Here is an 18,216-nt window from a genome sequence, read left to right on the forward strand (position 1 = left end):
CGACTCCCCAACTCTTTCCCGGAAGCGTCAATTGTACGACGAAACGAGACACGGACGCAACGTCGGGAGACGCTCACGGCGGAGATGCGACATCTGAGGCGTCGCAACGCGACGCCTCGTCACAGCACCGTTCAGCACGTCAACGGGTGGTGGCCGTCAGGGCCGCAGCACGAGGGACGTGAGAGCGGGAGCGGACATGGAAGAGCGCAAGAAAGCGCCCGAGGTCATCGAGCGCGGCGACAGCGGACTACTCATCACCGTGGAGGAGGTGGCGCGCCTCTGGTTCGGTGAGGTCGGGAAGAACGGTTCGGCCAGCACGAATTGCCAACGCATTCGGCGGCTCATTCCTCACGTCCTCCCGGCCCGCCGTATCGGTAACCGCTGGTACGTGAACCGGGCGATCGCCGAGGCGTGGGCGGCCGGGTCCGACGCCGCGTCCGCGATGGCGCACCCCGACAGCCAGATGCTGGGAGGCGCGTGATGCCCAGCGTCGGCCTTCTGATCCTCTTCGCGATCCTCGGCGCCTTCATCTGCGCCAAGACCCGCTCCGCCGCCGGCGCCGTCGTGTTCTCGCTGGTCGCCCTGGTGCTCTTCATCGGCACTCCTGCCGGACAGAGCCTGCCCGGAGCGATCTCCACGCTCATGTCGACGGTCGACCAGGCCACCACCCCGGCCCTGTCGGGCACGCAAGACGCCGATGCCGAGGGAGGGCCGCGATGAACCCCTCCACGCCCGGCACCGATGCGGGCGCAGCGCGCGAGAACTGGCGAGCCTGGGCGGCCTGTCGCGGCGAGGATCCTGAGCTCTTCTTCCCCCTGGCGTCGCTGGGCCCGGCCTACCAGGCCCAGGTCATGGCTGCCAAGGCGGTCTGTCGTCGCTGTCCCGTGCGGTCGAGCTGTCTCGCCGAAGCGCTGCGCCGCATGCCCTACGGGATCGCCGGCGGACTGACCGAGCAGGAACGCCGCCACCTGCGCCCCGCGACCGGCCTGGGCGCTCCGCGGTGGCGCGCGCTCCTCGAGGCCGGCCGGCCGCATCCCGAGGTGGCGCGGTTGTTCGGCGTGAGCGTGCGGACCGTCGAGCGCTGGGCGTCCCGACTGCGCCGTGATCAGCAGACCGGAGCCGAGGGAGGTGCCCGATGAGCGCGCCCGAGGTGAGCCGGCGTGAGCAGGCGGCGTGGAGGACCCGCGAGCTCGTGCGCGGAGTGGCGGTGACCGCGTTCGACTCGATCGAGCACCGGGAGCCCATCGAGGGGTTCCACGAGCTGTCACGTCCGGCGCTGGACGACCCGCTGGCCGGGGTGCGCGCGGGGCGCCTGGTGTCCGACGTCGCCGCGGGCCAGCTGCGGGAGTGGGCGCTGCGCGCCCGGGGTGCCGGTCGTACCTGGGACGACGTCGGCGAGGCGTTGGAGTTGCCCGCCGCCCTCGTCGAGGGCGGGACGCGCGCTGAGGCGGCGTGGGAGTGGCTGGTCGAGCATCGCCCGCCCGCGCCGTCCTGCGAGCCCGGCTGCCCTGGGTCGGCGGTGTGGACGTGCACGACGTGCCGAGGACGTGTGCGGGACACCGGCCCGTTCGCCTCACACCCGGACGACCGCGAGACCGGCCACGTCGATGGCTGCACCCGACGGGCCGCCGCCCTGCAGGCGTGGCGCCGCGAGACGGAGGGAGGGTCCCATGTCGAGGAGTAGAGGTCGCAGGAGGTCGGTGCCCACCGCAGCGCTGGGGCAGACCGCGCCGCTGCTGCTGGGCACGGAGCTGGTCCGTGCCGATGTCGCGGCCACGATGCTCGGGCTGCCGTTGGGGGAGGTCCCGGCCGGCGGGCCGGTGACGTGGGCGCTGTTCGTCGACGCGGTGCTGGTCGGCCGCACCGACGAGCTCATGACCGACGAGGCGGCCCAGGGATGGGCACGCCGGATGCTCGGCGACGGCGCGCGCTTCCAGCTCGGCCATCGCGACGGTGGCTACTGGCTCGCCGACGGGGCTGATCGCGCCCCGTCCGGCCACGGCGGGTGGTCACGGTGATGGGCACACTCGTGATCTTGGTGCTGCTGGTCGCGGCGACAGCGGTGTCGTTGACGCGCGGGGCAATCCGGCCGGCGATGGTGTGCGGGGCGCTGGCGGCGCTGCCGGCGACGACTCTGCTGCAGGCGCTGTCGTGGCCGGCGCTGCTGGTCGGGACTTCCGTGCTCGCGCTGGTCGTGTGGCATCGCTGGTCGCGGTCGCGGGCGACGGTCACGCGATGGTCGGCGCGGTCGCGACGCCGCGCGGGGGTCGCGTCCACGATCGACATCGCGCGGCACGCGGGCACGGTCGCGACACGACGCCGCGGGAGCACGGTGAGGCCGTCGCTGGGGCCGCTGCTGCGCCGCGAGGGGTGGGCGACGCCGACCTCGGCGGTCGGGGTGGAGCTGTGCCGGGTCGGGCTGCAGCGGGTGTGGTCCTCGGTCGAGGACGTGACCCTGGTTTTCGGCGGCCCGCGCACCGGCAAGACCGGCTGGCTCGCCGGCCGGGTCCTCGACGCCCCCGGTGCGGCGGTCGTGACCTCGACCCGGACCGACCTGCTCGAGCTGTGCGCCCCGATCCGGCAGAAGAACCGCGGCCCGGTGTTCGTGTTCAACCCGGTCGGGCTCGGCGGGCTGCGCTCGACGATCAGCTTCGACCCGCTGACCGGCTGCACGGACCCGGTGACCGCGATGGAGCGCGCCACCGACATGGTGTCCGCCACCTCCCGCGCCACCCACGGGGACGCGGAGCGGTGGGACGCCCAGGCCCGCCGGGTGCTGGCGGCGCTGCTACACGCCGCGGCGCTCGGGGGCGGGTCGATGCGCGACGTGCTCGGGTGGGTCGCGGACAACGCTCGTGCCTCGCGTGAGGTGCCGGCGTTGCTGCGCCGGTCTCAGGTGGAGTCGTTCGAGAAGGCCGCCGAGCAGTTCGTCGAGACCAACGACCGCACCCGTACCAGCATCACCAACTCGATCATGCCGGCGCTGGGGTGGCTGAACCATCCCGCTGCCGCGTCCGCGGCGTCCGGGCGCAACTTCGATGTGGAGGAGCTGCTCGAGGCGCGGGCGACGGTGTTCCTGCTCGGCGCCGAGGAGGCCGACACCGGCCCGCTGGTGTGCGCGCTGACCGGGCACATCGCCCGCGAGGCCCGCCGGCTTGCCGTGCAGAAGCCATCCGGGCGGCTGGACCCGCCGCTGCTGCTGGCGCTCGACGAGGCCGCGCTGATCAGTCCGGTGCCGCTGGAGAACTGGACCGCGGACATGGGCGGGCGCGGGGTCACGATCATCGCCCCGTTCCAATCGCGGGCTCAGCTGCTCGCCCGCTATGGCGAGCACAAGACCGCCACGATCCTGAACAACACCGGCTCGGTGCTGCTGTTCGGCGGCACTCGAGACCAGGCCGACCTGCACTTCTGGTCCACCCTGGCCGGCGAGCGCGACGAGCGGATCACCACCACCGACATGCGCGGGCGAGTCGCCTCGCGGACGGTGCGCAAGGTGCCGGTGCTCGCACCGGCGCAGATCGCGAACCTCCCGGCGGGGAAGGTCGTGGTCTACCGGCGCGGGATCGCCCCGGTGATCGGCCGGGCGCGCATGGCCTGGACCCGCAGCGACGTGCGCGCCCAGCGTCAGCAGGTCGCGACCGGGTGGCGAGGCCGGTGGCAGCGCACCCGCGCGTGGGCCGAGGTCGGACTCGCCGCCCTGCGGCGTCGGGTCGCCGACCCGCGGCGCCGCCGCATCGCTGGCACTGACGCCTGGTGGCGCTGGCTGGTGAACGCCTGCCGGCGGACCACGAGCTCGGCGCCCCCTGCACGAACGCAGGACGGGCCGCCGTTGGTGATCGATGTCGAGCCCGTCGCCCCTCCCGTGCTCGGCGAGCACGACCACGAGCACCGCGGTGATCGGACGTGGTCGCGATGACCACTCCCGACCTGCCGCCGCCCAGCAGGTCGAGCGCGCGGAGGCAGCCGCGTTGACGGCAGGCCCCGAGTTCGACCACGACCGCTACCGCTACCGCTCGACGCGCGGACGAACCCCGGCACGACCTCGACCGCGTCGAGCGCGCCGCACTCGTACAGGAGCCCTGGATGAACGAGCCCACCGACGAGCACGCCCGCACCGTCGAGGCCGAGACCGCATGGCCGACGCCGGACCCGACCCTGCCACCCGAGCAACTCACCGACCGCGAGCTCATCGCACGGGCCGCCTACTGCGACGAGATCGCCCACACCGGCAGCCCCGCCGACCAGGCCGCGGCGCTGCGCGACCTCGACGCCGCGTGGGACGAGGCCGAGCGCCGCGCCGCCGGGCAGCCTCCGGTCAGCGTGCCGGCGCAGGTGGCCGGCTACATCGGGCTGGTCCGCGAGGACGACGACCACGCGCTGGCCGCCGAGGCCGCCACCTGGCGCCAGCAGCTCGACACCGCGCTGCCGTCCAGCGGACACGCCCTCGACCTCGCCGCCGACCGCATCCCAAGCACCGCCGCCGCGCGCGGTGCTGGCGGCGAGCTGACGGTGGGGGAGCGCGCGGACCGCGCGCAGAGCCTGGCCCAGGCCGCGGGGCTCGATGTCGCGGGCTACGACCCAGACACCGACGTCTACACCGACCCCGACACCGGGCAGGTCGTCCGCCTCGACGGGCTGCCCGCGGCGGGGAATCAGGGCGCGGTCGGTTGGGAGGCGTCCTCCGCGATCGCCGAGCGAGACGGGTTCGTCCTGCTCGACCGGACCGCGCTCGGCGGCGTCCGCCCGCTGGCCGCCGACGAGCGCGCGACGCTGGCCGAGCAGGTCCGCAACGGCCAATCGACGCCGCCGGCGCGGTGGACCGCGGGCGAGCACGAGGCATACCTCGACAGCCGGCCCGGCGAGACCTCGCCGTTCAACCCGGCCGCGGACTACGGCGACCCGGACTGGCGCGAGCCCGCCTCGGACGCCGAAGCCGTGGCACGCACCGCGTGGCTCGAGGAGAACACCCCGCCCGCGGCGGGCTGGTCGCTGCCGCCGAGCACCGAAGTCGACGACGCCCTGAATGACGCCCGCGAGCGGGCGATCCACTCCGACTGGGCCCACGACCACGACCCCTACGCGTGGGCGCAGTACCGACGCCTCGAGGCCCTCGCCGAGCTCGCCCCGCTGCCCGAGCGTGACGCCCTCAACGACCTACCTCGCATCGGCCGCGACGAGCCGGACCGTGGATTGGTGCAGGACTGGCACGGCGAGGACCGCCACGTCACCGAGAACGTCGCCCACAAGGAAGGCTTCGACGACAGCAGGAGCGGCGGGTCGTCGACCGGTGCGGTGACCACCAAGGCGGCCGGTGCTCATGGCCCCGTCACCGCGGACGACGCGCCGCAACCTGACGGCCCCGAGCGGTTGCGCCAGCGCGTCGAGGACCTGCGGGCCACGATCGCCGGTCGGGAAGCGAGCGTTGATGGTGAGCGCCGCGACCAGCTGATCCGCTGGCACGACGACGATCACCGCGCCACCGACGTGCAGCTGGACACGCGGGGCGACGGTGACGGCGAGCCGGGGTGGGCCCGGTGACCCGCCGCCCACCGGGACAGCCCGGCGGGACCGGCGGCGACGAGTTCGCCCGGGTCGAGGCCCTCGCCGGCCTCGCCCGTGAGGTGGACGGCCTGCGTCGCGGCCTGGAGGCGCTCGTCGGGACGCCGACGCGGGTCGACGACCTGGCCCGCACCGTCGCCCAGCTCGCCGACGCCGTCGCCGCCGTGCCCGCACGGCCCGGCCCGACCGTCGCGTCTTCGTGGCTGGCCGCGCCGACCGACTCCGAAGCCCTCGCGGCGTTGCTCGGCGAGCTCTGCCGGTGGCTGTACGCGGTCTTCCTGCGCTACCCCGACGGGGTCGCGGTGCTGCCCGAGTGCTGGCTCTGGCACCCCGACGTCGTCGAGGAGCTGCTCTGGCTCATGCACGCATGGCGCGCGGCCTACGAGGGCCGGGGCGCGTCGGTCCAACTGGCCGGGGACTGGCACGACCGCCAGCGCCCCGGGGTCGTGCGCCGGCTCAAGACCTCGGTTGCGTCGTGCTCGCGGGAACGGCACCAGACCCGCCCCGGGTGGAACAGCGCCCCGCTCGGCGCCACGCCTGTCCCCGGAGCCGACGCGGCGACATCGATCGCCTGGTGGTGGGCCGCCGCTCGGGATGACGCGCCCCCGGAGCCAGCGGCCGAGGACACCAACCGGCCGAACGGGGCCGGCATCAGCACGGCCATGAACGGCACCGGCGGCCGCGAGGGATTGGCGCGATGACCGCTGCCGACCAGTCCGAGAGTCGCGCGGAGCAGCGCGCATGCGAAGCCGCCGAGCGCACCGAGTGGGACCGCCTCAGCGACATCTACTTCGCGCACATGAGCGCGATCGCGCCGGACCAGTTCCACTGCTTCTGCGGCTCTCTCGACGACCTCCGCGCCGCGGTCGCCGAGCTGGACCGCGAGGCGGCGCGCGACCCCGTAGGACGGCCCATCAAAGTCCGGGACGCGAATTGCGGGGCCGCCCACCAGGACGGCGCCCTCCAGGACCAAGCCCGCCGCGAGCAACTCACCCGCTGGCACGGCGACGACCACGACGCCGCGCACGCTGCCGGCGACGCCGACGCGGAGTGATCGCGGTGGCCGGGAATCAGACCGACCCTGTGGGCGACGTCGACAACCAGGCGCCCCGAGCGGGCGCGAGGGGCGCGCTGCTCTGGCTCCCAGGTCTGGCGGTTGCGCTCGGCGCGGCCATCGCCACCGCCCACGGATTGTTCGAGGTCGCCGTCGCGGCGCGGGTGCCGACCGGGATCGCGTGGCTCTACCCGCTGATCACCGACGGGCTCGCCCTGGTGGCCTACAGCGCCACCGCCCGTCTGCGCGACGGCGCGGCCCGCTACGCGTGGTCGGTCGTCGTCACGGCGGCCGGGCTCTCTGGGCTCGCCCAGGCCGCCTACCTTGCCGGCGGGCCGGCGGTCGAGGTCGCGCCGGCACTGCGGTTTGGGGTCGGCGCCTGGCCGGCGATCGCGGCGGCGGTCGTCGCGCACCTGCTCTACCTGCTCGCGACCGCGCACCCCGATCACGCCGTTCAGCCCCCGCCGCCGCGGGACCCAGCGTTCGCCGTGGTGTCCGTTCAGCACCACGGCGTTCAACGGCCCCCGTTCACTCCGCCCCTCGTACAACCCGACACGCTCCTCGGCGCCGTTCACCCGCCAGGAGACGCGGAGGTCGAGGACGCCGAGCCGGAGTGCGCCGGCCGCGCTCCGACGAGCGCCTCGACGCCCCGCGCCGCGCCGTCACCGGCGCGCGACCGGGCCGAGGCAGCCGCTTCGCGGCACGCCCAGCGCCATGGCGCCTGGCCGACGGTCACCGAGCTCGAGACCGCCGCCGGCGTCTCCCGCGGCACCGCCGCCGCTGCGCTCAAAGCGCTCCGCGGCCGACCGCTGCCCCTGCACCTGATCAACACCACCGACCCCGACACCACCGACGAGGCCCACCCGTGACCACCGATGCGCCGATCACCACGACCAGCAGCACCGACCAGACCCACCGGCCAGCAGAAGAGCAAGAGCCAAGAGCGACATCACTTCCCGACACCGATCAGTACGCCGAACAGACGGCCAGACACGAGCAACAAGACCCAAGAACGAAAGGATCAAGGGAAAGATCAAGAGCTGCACACCTATGCATCACGATCCCCGGGCACGAGCCGGCCTTCGGCCGGCCCGGAAACCGCTGCCATCGACCCGCGCACGCCGTTGATCTTGGCTCGGAGTCGGCATCGATCTTGAGCTGGTCGTCCGGATGCTGAGCGTCGCGTCGGGCTACTCGCCGGACTACCTGCTCAAGGAAGTGGCCGCCGGCCGCGAGAACTACTACACCGGTGCTGTCACCGACGGCGAGCCGCCGGGTCGCTGGTGGGGGAGAGGCGCGGAGAAGCTCGGGCTGACGGGCCTGGTCGACCCCCAGGACATGCGCGCGGTCTACGAGCACTTCCTCGACCCGCACCACGAAGCCTTCCGAGACCCGGATCGGTGGGACGAGGGCCCGACCCTCGGTCACCGCGGGCGCCGGTACGCCACTGAGGACGAGTTGTACGCCGCGGCGCTTGAACGCGAGCCGGACGCGTCGGCTGAACGCCGGGCCGAACTGCGCGTCGAGGCGGGCAAGCAGGCCCGCCACAACGTCGCCTTCCTGGACGCGACGTTCAGCGTTCAGAAGTCGGTGACGGTGCTGCACACCGCGTTCGAGGCCCAGGAGGTCGCCGCACAGGCGGCAGGTGATGACGAGGCCGCGGCGGCGTGGGGCGAGTACCGCCAGGCCCTCGAGGACGCCATCTGGGCCGGCAACAACGCCGCCCTGTCCTACTTGTCCGAGCGCGCCGGCTATGCCCGCGTCGGGCACCACGGGGGAGCGGCTGGGCGCTACGTCGACGCGCACGACTGGGTGGTCACGTCGTTCTTCCAGCACGACTCCCGTGATCATGACCCGCAGCTGCACATCCACAACCCGATCCTCAACCGGGTCGAGGGCCCGGACGGGCAGTGGCGCACCCTCGACGGGCGCAGCATCTACCGCTTCCGCCCGGCCGCCGCCGCGGTCGGGGAACGCACCACCGAGGAGCGCCTCAGCCAGACCCTCGGGGTCCGGCTGGCGATGCGGCCCGACGGCAAGGCCCGCGAGGTCATCGGGGTCGACGAGGCCGCCACTGAACTGCTCTCCTCGCGCCGCCGCGCGGTCACCGCCAGGGCCGCGGAGCTGATCGCCGAGTTCGAGGCCCGCCACGGTCGCGAGGCCAACGGCCTCGAACGTGACCGGCTCTCCCGCCAGGCGACCATGGCCACCCGACGTGCGAAGTCCCACGAGGGCGAGACCCGCGAGCAGCTGCTCGACCGCATCGACCGCCAGCTGCGCGACGAGGTCGCCGGCGGGCTACGTGGCGTCGCCGAGGACGTCCTCGCCGCCCGCCACGACGGCCCGCCGGCGGCGCAGTCGTGGTCGCCGACCGCGGTGCTGGAGACCGCGTTGGCCGAGGTGCAGGCCAAGAAGGCCGGGTGGACCCGCGCCGATCTCACTCGGGCGATCAACGATGCCCTGCCCGACACCCTCGGGATCGCCGACGGCGAGGACGTTGCGACCCTGCTCGACCGGCTCACCGACCAGGGCATCGCCCTCGCCACGCCGCTGGACGCCGCCCGCCCCGGTGCCGACGAGCTGCCCGACGAGCTGCGCTTGGCCGACGGCTCGTCGGCCTACCAAGCCCCCGGGGCACGGCTCTACGCCACGCCCGACCACGTGCACACCGAACGCGCGGTCGTCGCCGCCGGCCGCCGCGGCGACGCCGCGGCGGCACCGCGGTCTATCGCCGACCGCTTCCTCGCTCGGTTGCAGGGCGAGGGCATCGACCTCGGCGCCGACCAGGAGGCCGCAGTCCGCGGGGTGCTCACCTCCGGGGCGAAGGTCGAGACCCTCATCGGCCCGGCCGGCACCGGCAAGAGCTTCGTGGTCGGCATGATCGCCCGCGGCTGGTCCGACCCCGACCTGCGCGGGGCTGGCGCCGGGCGGGTGTTCGGGCTGGCCACCAGCCAGGCCGCCACCGACATCCTCACCGACGAAGGCCTCACCTCCCGCAACGTCGCCCGCTGGCTCAAGACCCAAGACCGACTGGACCATGCTGACCGGCCCCACCCGGCCGACGCGCCGTGGGCCCTGCACGCCGGGGACCTCGTCGTGGTCGACGAGTCCGCGATGACCGACACCGCCGCGCTGACCGCCATCCACGCCCGTGCCGAGGCTGCCGGCGCGAAGCTGCTGCTGGTCGGCGACCACCGCCAGCTCGCCGCCGTCGGCGCTGGCGGCGCCATAGACCTCGTCGCCCAGACCGGCACCCGCTACGAGCTCGCCGAGGCCCGCCGCTTCCGCCACGACTGGGAAGGCCCCGCCTCCCTGCGGCTGCGCGACGGCGACGAAACCGTCGTGCGCGACTACCACCGCCACGGACGCCTCCTCGACGCCGGCACCCTCGACGCCGCGGAAGCCTCCGCCTCCCGCGCCTGGCTCGCCGACACCCTCGCCGGGCGCCGCTCGCTCCTCGTTGTCGACACCAATGACCAAGCCGACCGGCTCAACGCCGCCCTACGCGCCGAGCTCGTCCGCCTCGGACGCGTCACCGAACACGGCGCCTTCCTGGGTCGCGATGGCACCTACGCCGGCATCGGCGACCTCGTCGCCGCCCGCCGCAACGGCTGGGAACTCACCGGCCACGCCGGCAACCAACGCGGCCCGATCAACCGCGAGACCTACCGCGTCACCGCCATCGGCGACGACGGCTCGCTCACCGTCGTCCTCACTGACACCTCTCCGACCACAGCTCAGCAGGAAATCGTGCTGCCCGCCGAGTACGTCGCCGCCGACCTCTCTCTCGCCTACGCGGGCACCGTCCACTCCGCCCAGGGCGCCACCGTTGACACCAGCCACCTCGTCGCCACGCCGGCCACGAGCCGCGCCGCCGCCTACGTCGGCCTGACCCGGGGCCGCGACGCGAACACCGCCCACGTCACCACCATCACCGGACCCACCGACCCGGCCCGTGGCCTCGCCGCCGACCACTCACTGCACCGCGACCCCGTCGCCGTCCTCGCCGCAGTGATGGGTAAGGACGACGGCCTCGACGCCCAGTCCGCGCTGGCCATCGCCACCGAGTCTGCCGCCGACGCCGCGACGACCCGCACCGCTGGCGAGCTGTTCGCCGACGCCGCGGCCCTCGCCGCCACCGAACGCACCGGCCGTTGGCTCGACCGCTTGGCTGCCGATGGTGTCATCACCGGTGACGACCGCGCCCAGCTCGCCGCCGAGGACGGCGCCGCCTCGCTGACCCGCGTACTGCGGCGCGCCGAGATCGCCGGCAAGGGCGCGGAACAGGTTCTGCGCGAAGCGGTCACCGACCGCCCACTCGACGGCGCCCGCAACCTGACCAACGTCATCCACGCCCGCATCCGCGACGCCCACACGTTCGACCCGCAGGGCACGACCTGGCGCGAATGGAGCCCTGCGACCGGACGCGCCGACTGGAACCGCTACCTCGAGACCCTCGCCGACGCCGCCGACCAGCGCTCCGCCGAGCTCGCCGAGCAATTGGCCGAGGCACCCCCGCCCTGGTTGACCGAGTCGCTCGGTCCCGTGCCCGACCAGGCGCAGGAACGAGAGGAGTGGCTCGACGCGGCCGGCACCGTCGGCAACTGGCGCGAGCTGCAGGGCTACGACGATCCCGACGACGCCCTCGGTCCCGCGCCCGCACCAGGCAAGGTCGAGGCGTACGCCTCCTACCGCGCGGCTTGGCAAGCGCTCGGCCGCCCCGACATCGATCGCGAGGAGCTCGAGCTCTCTGACGGGCAGCTCCGGGTCCGGGTCCGGGCACACGAACGCGAAGCGGCCTGGGCGCCGCGCTACGTCGCCAACGAGCTCGCCGGCACGAACCAGGCCGCCGAGCGCGCCCGCCAGGACGCCGAACTCCGCCGCGCCGAGGCTCAGGCCGCCGCTGACGAAGCCGAACAGGCCCGCCTGCGCGAGGCCGCCGACGCGACGGAAGCGCTCGCAGGCACGCTCACGGCTCGCGCTAGCGAGCTCGCCGAGCTCGACGACGCGCGCTCGCGCTGGCTCGCGCATACCGCCGGGACTCGTGCGGCTGCGGGACGCGCGAAGGCCGAGCTCGCCGCCCGCCACGCCGATGACGTAACGCCCGAGCCCGAGGTCACCGCCGAGGAGTGGCTCGCCGCGCACCGCCAGGCCGTCGCGGACGAGGAGGCCCACCGCAATGTGACTGATGCCGACGTCACGGATCGGCCCGAAGACATCAACGCCAAGGAAAGGGACCGGGCGGAGCGGCATCAGCCCGAGGCGAGCGACGTCCTCGACGACGAGCCAGCCGCGGACGAGCAGCAGGGCGCGCACGCGCCGCCCGGGCCCGACATCCGCGAGGTCGCTGACGCGGAGCCGGCTCAGGTGGCCGAGGACAACATCCGGGTGCCGACCGCCGACGAGACCTCAGCAGCCATCGAACGCGCCAACCGAGCCCTCGCCGAGATGCGGTCTCGTGAGGAGATGGACGCGCGCGAGGAAGAGCAACACCGTGCCGACCAGCTCGCTGAGTGGCAGGTGCGGGACGAGACCGACGACCACTCCGACGAGACGGGCACTGACGAGGGCGCCGACCACGATGACGTCGACGCGTTCGATCAGGCCGAGGTGTGATCGATCATGTCGCCGTGGGCGGTCGCCGGCAGCTTCAATGGAGGCGGACCCTCCGCACGCCAAGCCCACCGCAACGTTGCTCGCACACCGTCACACCACCCTGGGCGAGAGGCAAGGTCCGGACGCCGCTGCTCGAGGTCCTGCGCCGCGAGGAACTCCTCCTCGATTAACTCCTCGTAGGCCAGCGCCCTCCTCCGCGTGGCAGGCGAGCGGGTTAGACCACCGCCACGCCGTGTTCGGGTCGGGGCAGCCGCCATCCAGCGGCAGGTCAACGCGACCGCGCCCGCGTACCAGTCCGTTACGCCTTGAGCCGCCTGCTCCGCGTCACGAGCGCTCGCAGCCTGCCATTGAGCGACGAACACTTGCCGAGGCACGCGCACGTTACCGACAGGGATCCCGACGACGTCTGACTGCGTTACCTCCATCGGCAGAGGATGACATCGCTCAGCGACAGATGCGAGTCGACGCTGAGTACTGCAAGTCAACGAAGAACTTGACGATCTCTTTCTCGTGCTGGCAGGCGCAGGGAACAGGCCGTAACCGCGACGACTAGCACCAACCGCGGTTCCCATTGGCCCCGTGCAATAATTGCGCTGGCGGTCTTGAACTTTCAGTTGCTGATCGGAGATTCGCACGTTGCGCGCAGAGGCTGAATGAGCATCGAGCACTAGTCGCCAGGTCCGTCGAGGTCGTGCAATATTGCGTGGATGAGGTGCCTAGTCTCAGCGTGGCGGGGTCCAAACAGTTCCGGGTCGCGTGTCGACAGGCGCTCGTACAGCGAGACAGCCTCTCTGGCCGACGCAAGGGCTTCGTGCATGCTCCCGACGCTCAGTAGGGCCAGCGCTTGCGAGAAAAGCGATTCGGCAAGCGGGGCCGCAAACTCCGCGCGCTGAGATCGCGCGCTTGCCCGGTGTAGTTCGACGGCCTCGTCGAAGATCGCGATACTCTCGCTTATGCGATTCAGTAGAACTAAACTCGTTGCCTTCACATGGAGCGCCGAAGCCAACTTACCGGCGAAAGCGCGCTCATTTCTACGATGCAAGGTTCGAAACAATTCAACGCTCTCCATGGCAACATCGAAGGCATCGCCTGGAGCGAAGGATTCAAGAGAGATAGCAAGGTTGGTGAGCGACGACGCCAAACCGGAAAGGTGGCTAGGTGGGTCCATCTCTGCGAGTTCGCGTCGCATATCCATGGCGCGCCTGAAGGTGCTGGTTGACTCATGCTTATCGTTAAGGTGATGGAGAACTCGACCGAAGCTCTCAAGTGCCGCTGCGGTATTGGAAAGGTGACTCTGACGATCTTCTCTGAGGAGGGCCTCGTGTAGAGCGACAGACTCTCGTGAAATAGCTAGAGCTCGGCCGTGTTCGCCCTGAGAGGAGAGGTAGCTGGCTTGATTTGAGAGTGCGCTCGCCACCTCTCCGCGGAAGGCGCCTCCGTGGTATCGATCAGCTTGCCGCGTGAGAGATAGCTCAAGTTCGGAATTCTCGAAGGCAAGTCGGAAGTCTCCGAGTTCGGCCTGAGTGGCGGCCAAATTCCCGACCGCGCGAGCTAACTCAATCGTGTAGGTGACGGGGTCAGTTACAGTGAGCTGACGCCATAAGTTGATCGACTCTTGTGATGCGTCAATCGCCTCGTCGTATTGGCCGACTCGGAAGCGCCTGATCGACAGAGTGTTGAGAGAGCTTGCTAAGCCGGGCGTAGGGCCCTGGTTGTCGAGGCGTTCAATCTCGACGATCTGTTCCTGGACCAGCAGTGCCGCCACATCCAGGTCGACATGCTGGCGGACTCCAACGATCTCACCGATAACCTCTCCCAGCCGTGGCATCAAGGGGCGCAGGGCCGGGATGGGAGCGGCTCGAGCGATTGCTTCAGCGCCGTAGGCGATCAACTTGCCGGGATCTTCACTTAGGAAGTTGTACAAGCGAGCAGCGACGTGGGGCCATCGGCGTGCGACCTCGATCAGGACCACAAGTGGTACAACCCGACCTTGGGCGGGCGTCTGCCGATCGAGTACTTCCGCAAGTAGGTCCGGCGCGAACGGATCACGAAGTAGGTCCAGCAATCTGTCTTCAGGGTAGTTGTCTCCAGGAAGGAATGATGCTAAGAAATCCTCCCCGAGGCGATCCGGTTGAAGTGGTTCGAGAACTTGACCGCTAGTCGCGGACGGGTACGGCACACTGTGATCGCGCACGATGGTCTTGGCATCATTACCGAGGTTCAGTGCAGGAAGTAGATGGAGTGCATCTTCTGGGGTAAGTCCTTTGCACAGAGTTCCGACGGCGACCGCGCAGGCCATATCTCGATCCGAGATGGAGATCGGCGGTGGCGAGGCCGTGCGGAGTCCGTTCCAGTGTTGGACCTCGCGCACCAAGAGTTCGCGCGTGAGTAATGTCGGATCATCAGGGGGAGACTCGCGAGACGTCGGATTCAGACCGTCCTCTTCGGCTCGAAGGGTGTCGATCAAGGCCGACATCTGTATCGCAAGCGGCGAGCTGAAAGCAGGCGGATGAAGTGTGGGTTGTCGGTCGCTTGCCCGCCCGAGCGTTCCAAACAGCTCCGTTTCGAAAGCTGTTCGTGCGGTTAGGTACATCCGTAACCGGTCGTCGACGTCGCTGAAGGCGGGCAGACTGTCTCTGCTGGTGGAGAACCCGGCGTCGTCCAAAGTCCTTGCGAGAGTTGGCCAGAACCAGCCCGACCGGCCGAGCAGCAAGAATCGAACCTTGCCGCCACGCGTGTCTACTCTGCTGAGGAGCTCCAGGAGGTCGTCCCGAGGCCACCGCTCTGCATAGTCGATCACAACAAGTGTTGCTAGGGTGTCACAATCATCGCGCTCGGTTGTACTCTCATCCTGGGCTCTTGGCGCGAGGAGGCCCCCATCCAGTTTGTGGCGCGCGAAGAGGGTCGCCCATCCCTCGTCGGCGGCCAATCTCGCCAAGTGTATCGCGAAGCGTGTCTTACCCTGTCCGCCCGCGCCCGTTAACAGTCGCGCAGAATGCTTGTCTTCGGATTTCAGCCACTGCTTGGCGGCTCCGACAGCTTGGTCGCGTCCGACAAAACCCACAAGCTCGTAGCGCGGCGTTAGGAGGCGCGCAGGGCTGGCTGTTCGGGAGACCGACGAGATCGCCTGAAGGGGTTGGAGTGCGAAGATCGGCTCGTCAGCTCTCGTCACCGAGATCGGACTATTGTCGCCGACGGTTATCAACGAGCTGGTAGCGTTCTCTATCTGGATTGATCGGCGGCCGTCGCGAACCATCAGCGGTCTCGTCGAGTGATAGGGCTATTGTCTCCCAGGGTGATGTTTGAGTTTGAGACATCGCCGGCCTCAAGAGTTCGTGATTGTTCTGTCGCTTCTCTGTTCGGCGGCGCTGGCTTAGAGCGAGCCGCTTGCACGATCGCTAGAGCGGTGACGAAGAGACTGACAATTGCTAGGATCCCCGACAAGATGCTAGAGGATTTATCCATGACGTCGAGAGTCTGGCCCGACAGGTAGTAAGTCCACCCACCGAGCACAGCCGTGAACGCGCAGCCGATCACAACCGCCAGGAACCAGTTTCGGCGAGTCATATGGCGTTCCATCCTCGAGGCTGATGCGGATGTTGTCGCGTCTTCTGAACCTGCGGGCACACTGCCACGTGCTTGGTGGCGGCGCTCCCGTCGGGCAAGTCTCCGTGAGGCGTCTTGAGCAAGAGTCAGTTGTTCCTACGAGCCGCCGGGCTACTAGTCATCCCACGTTGGCAAGGCAGGTGGGATTTGTCGCAAGGCAGCTGGCATCGCTTGGCTCCCCTGCTCTGCAAACCAACCGCGAGCGTAGCGGAGGACCGCGCCGCGGCGCAGGCGCCAAGGGCTGCGCAGCTGTGAAACCACGTCGGCGCAGTAGCAGAGAACGAGTTCGGGTGGCGCTTCGTCCAACTCGAGCGCATCGGCCAGCATAGCGTTGGCTGCGTTGTGCGGCCCGCCGCCCTCGTACCCCCAGTTAAACGGCCCTCCCTCCCGGGACAGACTCCGAAGGTGCTCGCGCCGATCTGGCGGTCCGTCGAGCTGGGTTGTGACTACATCGATGCGGAATGGCTCGTCGTCAACGTCGTGACCAAGGCTGTAGCCGTGGTAGGTCCAGTCGGACGGGCTCTTAGGAGCAAGCACGTGTTGGTCATCGTTCGGCGCGAGTACTTCGTTGCTCGTCCATCCGAGGACGAGCTAGGTCTGCTTCGCCTCGCTTCTGCTTCCCGTGCCGCACGCCGGCCGGTGGCGCCAGTCCACGGTCAAGCCCTCGGGGTGGTGAGGTGCAGCTCGGCCCCAGAGGGCGGAGGTTCGGCGGCTCTCCGCGAGGGGCGACTCGAGCCACTCAGAGGTGCGTTGGCTGTCACCTCCAGAGCGTCGTGCGGGTCGCGGGCCTCGTCCTCGCCGTCGAAGATCAAGAACAGGCCGTCAGGGCGGGCTCGGTGGCGGCCAGGTGCTCTGACTGGTCGTCGTCAGGCGAGCCATGGCTTCGCTCCCGTGGTGCGGATCGTGGTGCGAACTAGAGGCCACGAGAGGTTCGTGGAGCGCTCAGAGCCACGCGAGCGACAACAAAGACGCTGGTAGCAGGCTTGAGAAGCGCCTTCCCGAGTTCTTACAAGCCGTCGGTCGCAGGTTCGAATCCTGCCGCGCCCACCGTTTCACCGACCGTGACGAGGCGAGCACGTGACAACCGAGCGCCTCACTTGCCGGCGTGTCTTACTTGGGATCAGGGGGCCGCGGTCGCCGGCTCGCCCCGGCCTTCTCTTCTTCTTCGGCCGGGCCCGATACCCACGATGCGAAGTCACCGATACGTCCGCCCACGATCTGTCGGCTCTTCCTCGTCGCGCGGCTCGCGATGTCCCTAACCTCGCGAGCTGCATCCTTCAAGCCGGGGGTGTCATCTGGCGCCCACGAGTCGAATTGCTGGCTCCGAGCTGTCGCGAACTCGTCGATCTGTGACCGAAGCTCGGTGGCGGCAGCGGGCAGTTCGCCCCGGGTGCGTAGGCGCACCCCATCGAGGGGGGTTACCTTCGTCAGCCGAGCGACGCTGTCGCGGAGCGCGTTGACCAACTCGAGGTCGACCTTGGCGTTCTCGGCGAGCAGCGCCTTCGCAGCTTCCGCCTCCGACTCGAGATGCTCTGGTTCCGCGACGCGGACCTCGTCCAGCTTCAGCGAGCGCCACAACAGCCGGCACTGCTCGGCGAGCACGAGGAGGCGCAGCGAGCGTCGGATGGTCCCTTCCTTCACGAGCCTGCGGGCGAAATCCTGACGGTCGCCGATGCCTTTCGCCAGCGGCATGTCCTCAAGGATCCGGCGGATGTAAGCGCGCAGGCGGTCCGCCGACTGCTGGGCGGTCACCTCGTGCGTCGCGATCGACTCCCAGGTCGTGCGGGAGATGGTACCGGTCCGATCGACCTGCGCTCGGGCATTAGCGAGGACGCGATACAAGCCTGCGAGGTTGCCGACCTCCGTGGTCTCGGCGAGACGCTTGAGGTCGTCGACGTTCTTCGCCACCTCCTCGACAGCGTCAGTCAGCGACTGGATCGCCATTTGGATCGCAGCGAGGGCGATGAGAACTTCGGGCTGAGTGGCTGTAGCGATGCTCTTGACGGGCTTGTTGGAGACGAACCGACCAGTCTTCACGCTTCTTGTGATCTTGCGGAGCTCACTGCGGGTCTCGGCTGTTGGCGCGAGCTGCTTCCATCGTTCGACGCCGAGCTCGACGTAGCGTTTTGCGACGATTCCTGCTTGCACGGCTTGGGGAGTGGCGAAGGAAGCGACCCCTGTCGAGAGCGCCCTGACCGACTCGAGGTCGAGGGTCCTGTCCGGCTTGAGGTCGGCGATGAAGGCATCGACCGCCAGCGCTTCGCCCGTGACGATGAGCCGACCGCCTTCAGCCCAGGCCACGACCTGGTCGTCATCGTCGTCGCCCTCGTAAACCACTACCTCGGCCCTGTCCGGCACCTGGCCTCCCCCGCTCGCGC

The 18,216-nt window shown here is 70.2% G+C and carries 14 protein-coding genes; 11 read left to right on the top strand and 3 right to left on the bottom strand.

The window, feature by feature from the left end:
- Nucleotides 1-196: 196 nt before the first annotated feature.
- The 11 genes from C8D89_RS17780 (at nt 197) to mobF (ending at nt 12,232) form a co-directional block, all read left to right on the top strand.
- Nucleotides 197-481, top strand: coding sequence for a hypothetical protein (locus C8D89_RS17780; protein WP_116709463.1), 285 nt, complete (start codon nt 197-199; stop codon nt 479-481).
- Entirely contained in the window at nt 481-720 is a 240-nt protein-coding gene (locus C8D89_RS17785; protein WP_116709536.1) for a hypothetical protein, read from the top strand. Before C8D89_RS17780 ends, C8D89_RS17785 begins: the two co-directional genes overlap by 1 nt.
- The gene (locus tag C8D89_RS30780; protein WP_165825776.1) at nt 717-1,139 is read left to right on the top strand and encodes a WhiB family transcriptional regulator; all 423 of its coding nucleotides are present in this window, start codon (nt 717-719) and stop codon (nt 1,137-1,139) included. Before C8D89_RS17785 ends, C8D89_RS30780 begins: the two co-directional genes overlap by 4 nt.
- On the top strand, nt 1,136-1,684 hold the full coding sequence (locus C8D89_RS29355; protein ID WP_165825777.1) for a hypothetical protein: 549 nt from the start codon (nt 1,136-1,138) through the stop codon (nt 1,682-1,684). Before C8D89_RS30780 ends, C8D89_RS29355 begins: the two co-directional genes overlap by 4 nt.
- 16 nt (nt 1,685-1,700) lie before the next feature.
- Nucleotides 1,701-2,018: a hypothetical protein gene (locus tag C8D89_RS17800; protein ID WP_116709465.1), complete on the top strand. Its 318-nt coding sequence runs from the start codon at nt 1,701-1,703 to the stop codon at nt 2,016-2,018.
- Nucleotides 2,018-3,919 (top strand): type IV secretory system conjugative DNA transfer family protein, encoded by a 1,902-nt coding sequence (locus C8D89_RS17805; RefSeq protein ID WP_116709537.1) that lies wholly within the window; start codon nt 2,018-2,020, stop codon nt 3,917-3,919. Before C8D89_RS17800 ends, C8D89_RS17805 begins: the two co-directional genes overlap by 1 nt.
- A gap of 167 nt (nt 3,920-4,086) precedes the next feature.
- On the top strand, nt 4,087-5,541 hold the full coding sequence (locus C8D89_RS17810) for a hypothetical protein (RefSeq protein WP_116709466.1): 1,455 nt from the start codon (nt 4,087-4,089) through the stop codon (nt 5,539-5,541).
- Nucleotides 5,538-6,263, top strand: coding sequence for a hypothetical protein (locus C8D89_RS17815; protein WP_207787287.1), 726 nt, complete (start codon nt 5,538-5,540; stop codon nt 6,261-6,263). The genes C8D89_RS17810 and C8D89_RS17815 overlap by 4 nt, the downstream gene beginning before the upstream one ends.
- A complete protein-coding gene (locus C8D89_RS17820) occupies nt 6,260-6,616 on the top strand; it encodes a hypothetical protein (RefSeq protein WP_116709467.1) in 357 nt (118 codons plus the stop codon). Before C8D89_RS17815 ends, C8D89_RS17820 begins: the two co-directional genes overlap by 4 nt.
- Before the next feature lie 5 nt (nt 6,617-6,621).
- A complete protein-coding gene (locus C8D89_RS17825; RefSeq protein WP_133251953.1) occupies nt 6,622-7,485 on the top strand; it encodes a hypothetical protein in 864 nt (287 codons plus the stop codon).
- 301 nt (nt 7,486-7,786) lie between these two features.
- A complete protein-coding gene (mobF, locus tag C8D89_RS17830) occupies nt 7,787-12,232 on the top strand; it encodes a MobF family relaxase (RefSeq protein ID WP_116709469.1) in 4,446 nt (1,481 codons plus the stop codon).
- Between the two features lie 667 nt (nt 12,233-12,899).
- On the opposite strand, the gene C8D89_RS17835 is transcribed toward mobF, so the two are convergent.
- The 3 genes from C8D89_RS17835 to C8D89_RS17840 form a co-directional block, all read right to left on the bottom strand.
- Entirely contained in the window at nt 12,900-15,488 is a 2,589-nt protein-coding gene (locus C8D89_RS17835; RefSeq protein ID WP_116709470.1) for a tetratricopeptide repeat protein, read from the bottom strand.
- A gap of 464 nt (nt 15,489-15,952) precedes the next feature.
- A complete protein-coding gene (locus tag C8D89_RS31170) occupies nt 15,953-16,375 on the bottom strand; it encodes a DUF6166 domain-containing protein (protein ID WP_423717145.1) in 423 nt (140 codons plus the stop codon).
- Between the two features lie 573 nt (nt 16,376-16,948).
- The gene (locus tag C8D89_RS17840; protein WP_116709471.1) at nt 16,949-18,196 is read right to left on the bottom strand and encodes a hypothetical protein; all 1,248 of its coding nucleotides are present in this window, start codon (nt 18,194-18,196) and stop codon (nt 16,949-16,951) included.
- Nucleotides 18,197-18,216 lie beyond the last annotated feature (20 nt).

The organism is Actinomycetospora cinnamomea (genome assembly GCF_003096675.1).
GTDB lineage: Bacteria > Actinomycetota > Actinomycetes > Mycobacteriales > Pseudonocardiaceae > Actinomycetospora > Actinomycetospora cinnamomea.

Bases quoted from the DNA above. Each gene is read 5' to 3' on its own strand.
- C8D89_RS17780 (WP_116709463.1), top strand. From the start codon at position 197: ATGGAAGAGCGCAAGAAAGCGCCCGAGGTCATCGAGCGCGGCGACAGC.
- C8D89_RS17785 (WP_116709536.1), top strand. From the start codon at position 481: ATGCCCAGCGTCGGCCTTCTGATCCTCTTCGCGATCCTCGGCGCCTTC.
- C8D89_RS30780 (WP_165825776.1), top strand. From the start codon at position 717: ATGAACCCCTCCACGCCCGGCACCGATGCGGGCGCAGCGCGCGAGAAC.
- C8D89_RS29355 (WP_165825777.1), top strand. From the start codon at position 1,136: ATGAGCGCGCCCGAGGTGAGCCGGCGTGAGCAGGCGGCGTGGAGGACC.
- C8D89_RS17805 (WP_116709537.1), top strand. From the start codon at position 2,018: ATGGGCACACTCGTGATCTTGGTGCTGCTGGTCGCGGCGACAGCGGTG.
- C8D89_RS17810 (WP_116709466.1), top strand. From the start codon at position 4,087: ATGAACGAGCCCACCGACGAGCACGCCCGCACCGTCGAGGCCGAGACC.
- C8D89_RS17820 (WP_116709467.1), top strand. From the start codon at position 6,260: ATGACCGCTGCCGACCAGTCCGAGAGTCGCGCGGAGCAGCGCGCATGC.
- mobF (WP_116709469.1), top strand. From the start codon at position 7,787: ATGCTGAGCGTCGCGTCGGGCTACTCGCCGGACTACCTGCTCAAGGAA.
- C8D89_RS17835 (WP_116709470.1), bottom strand. From the start codon at position 15,488: ATGGTTCGCGACGGCCGCCGATCAATCCAGATAGAGAACGCTACCAGC.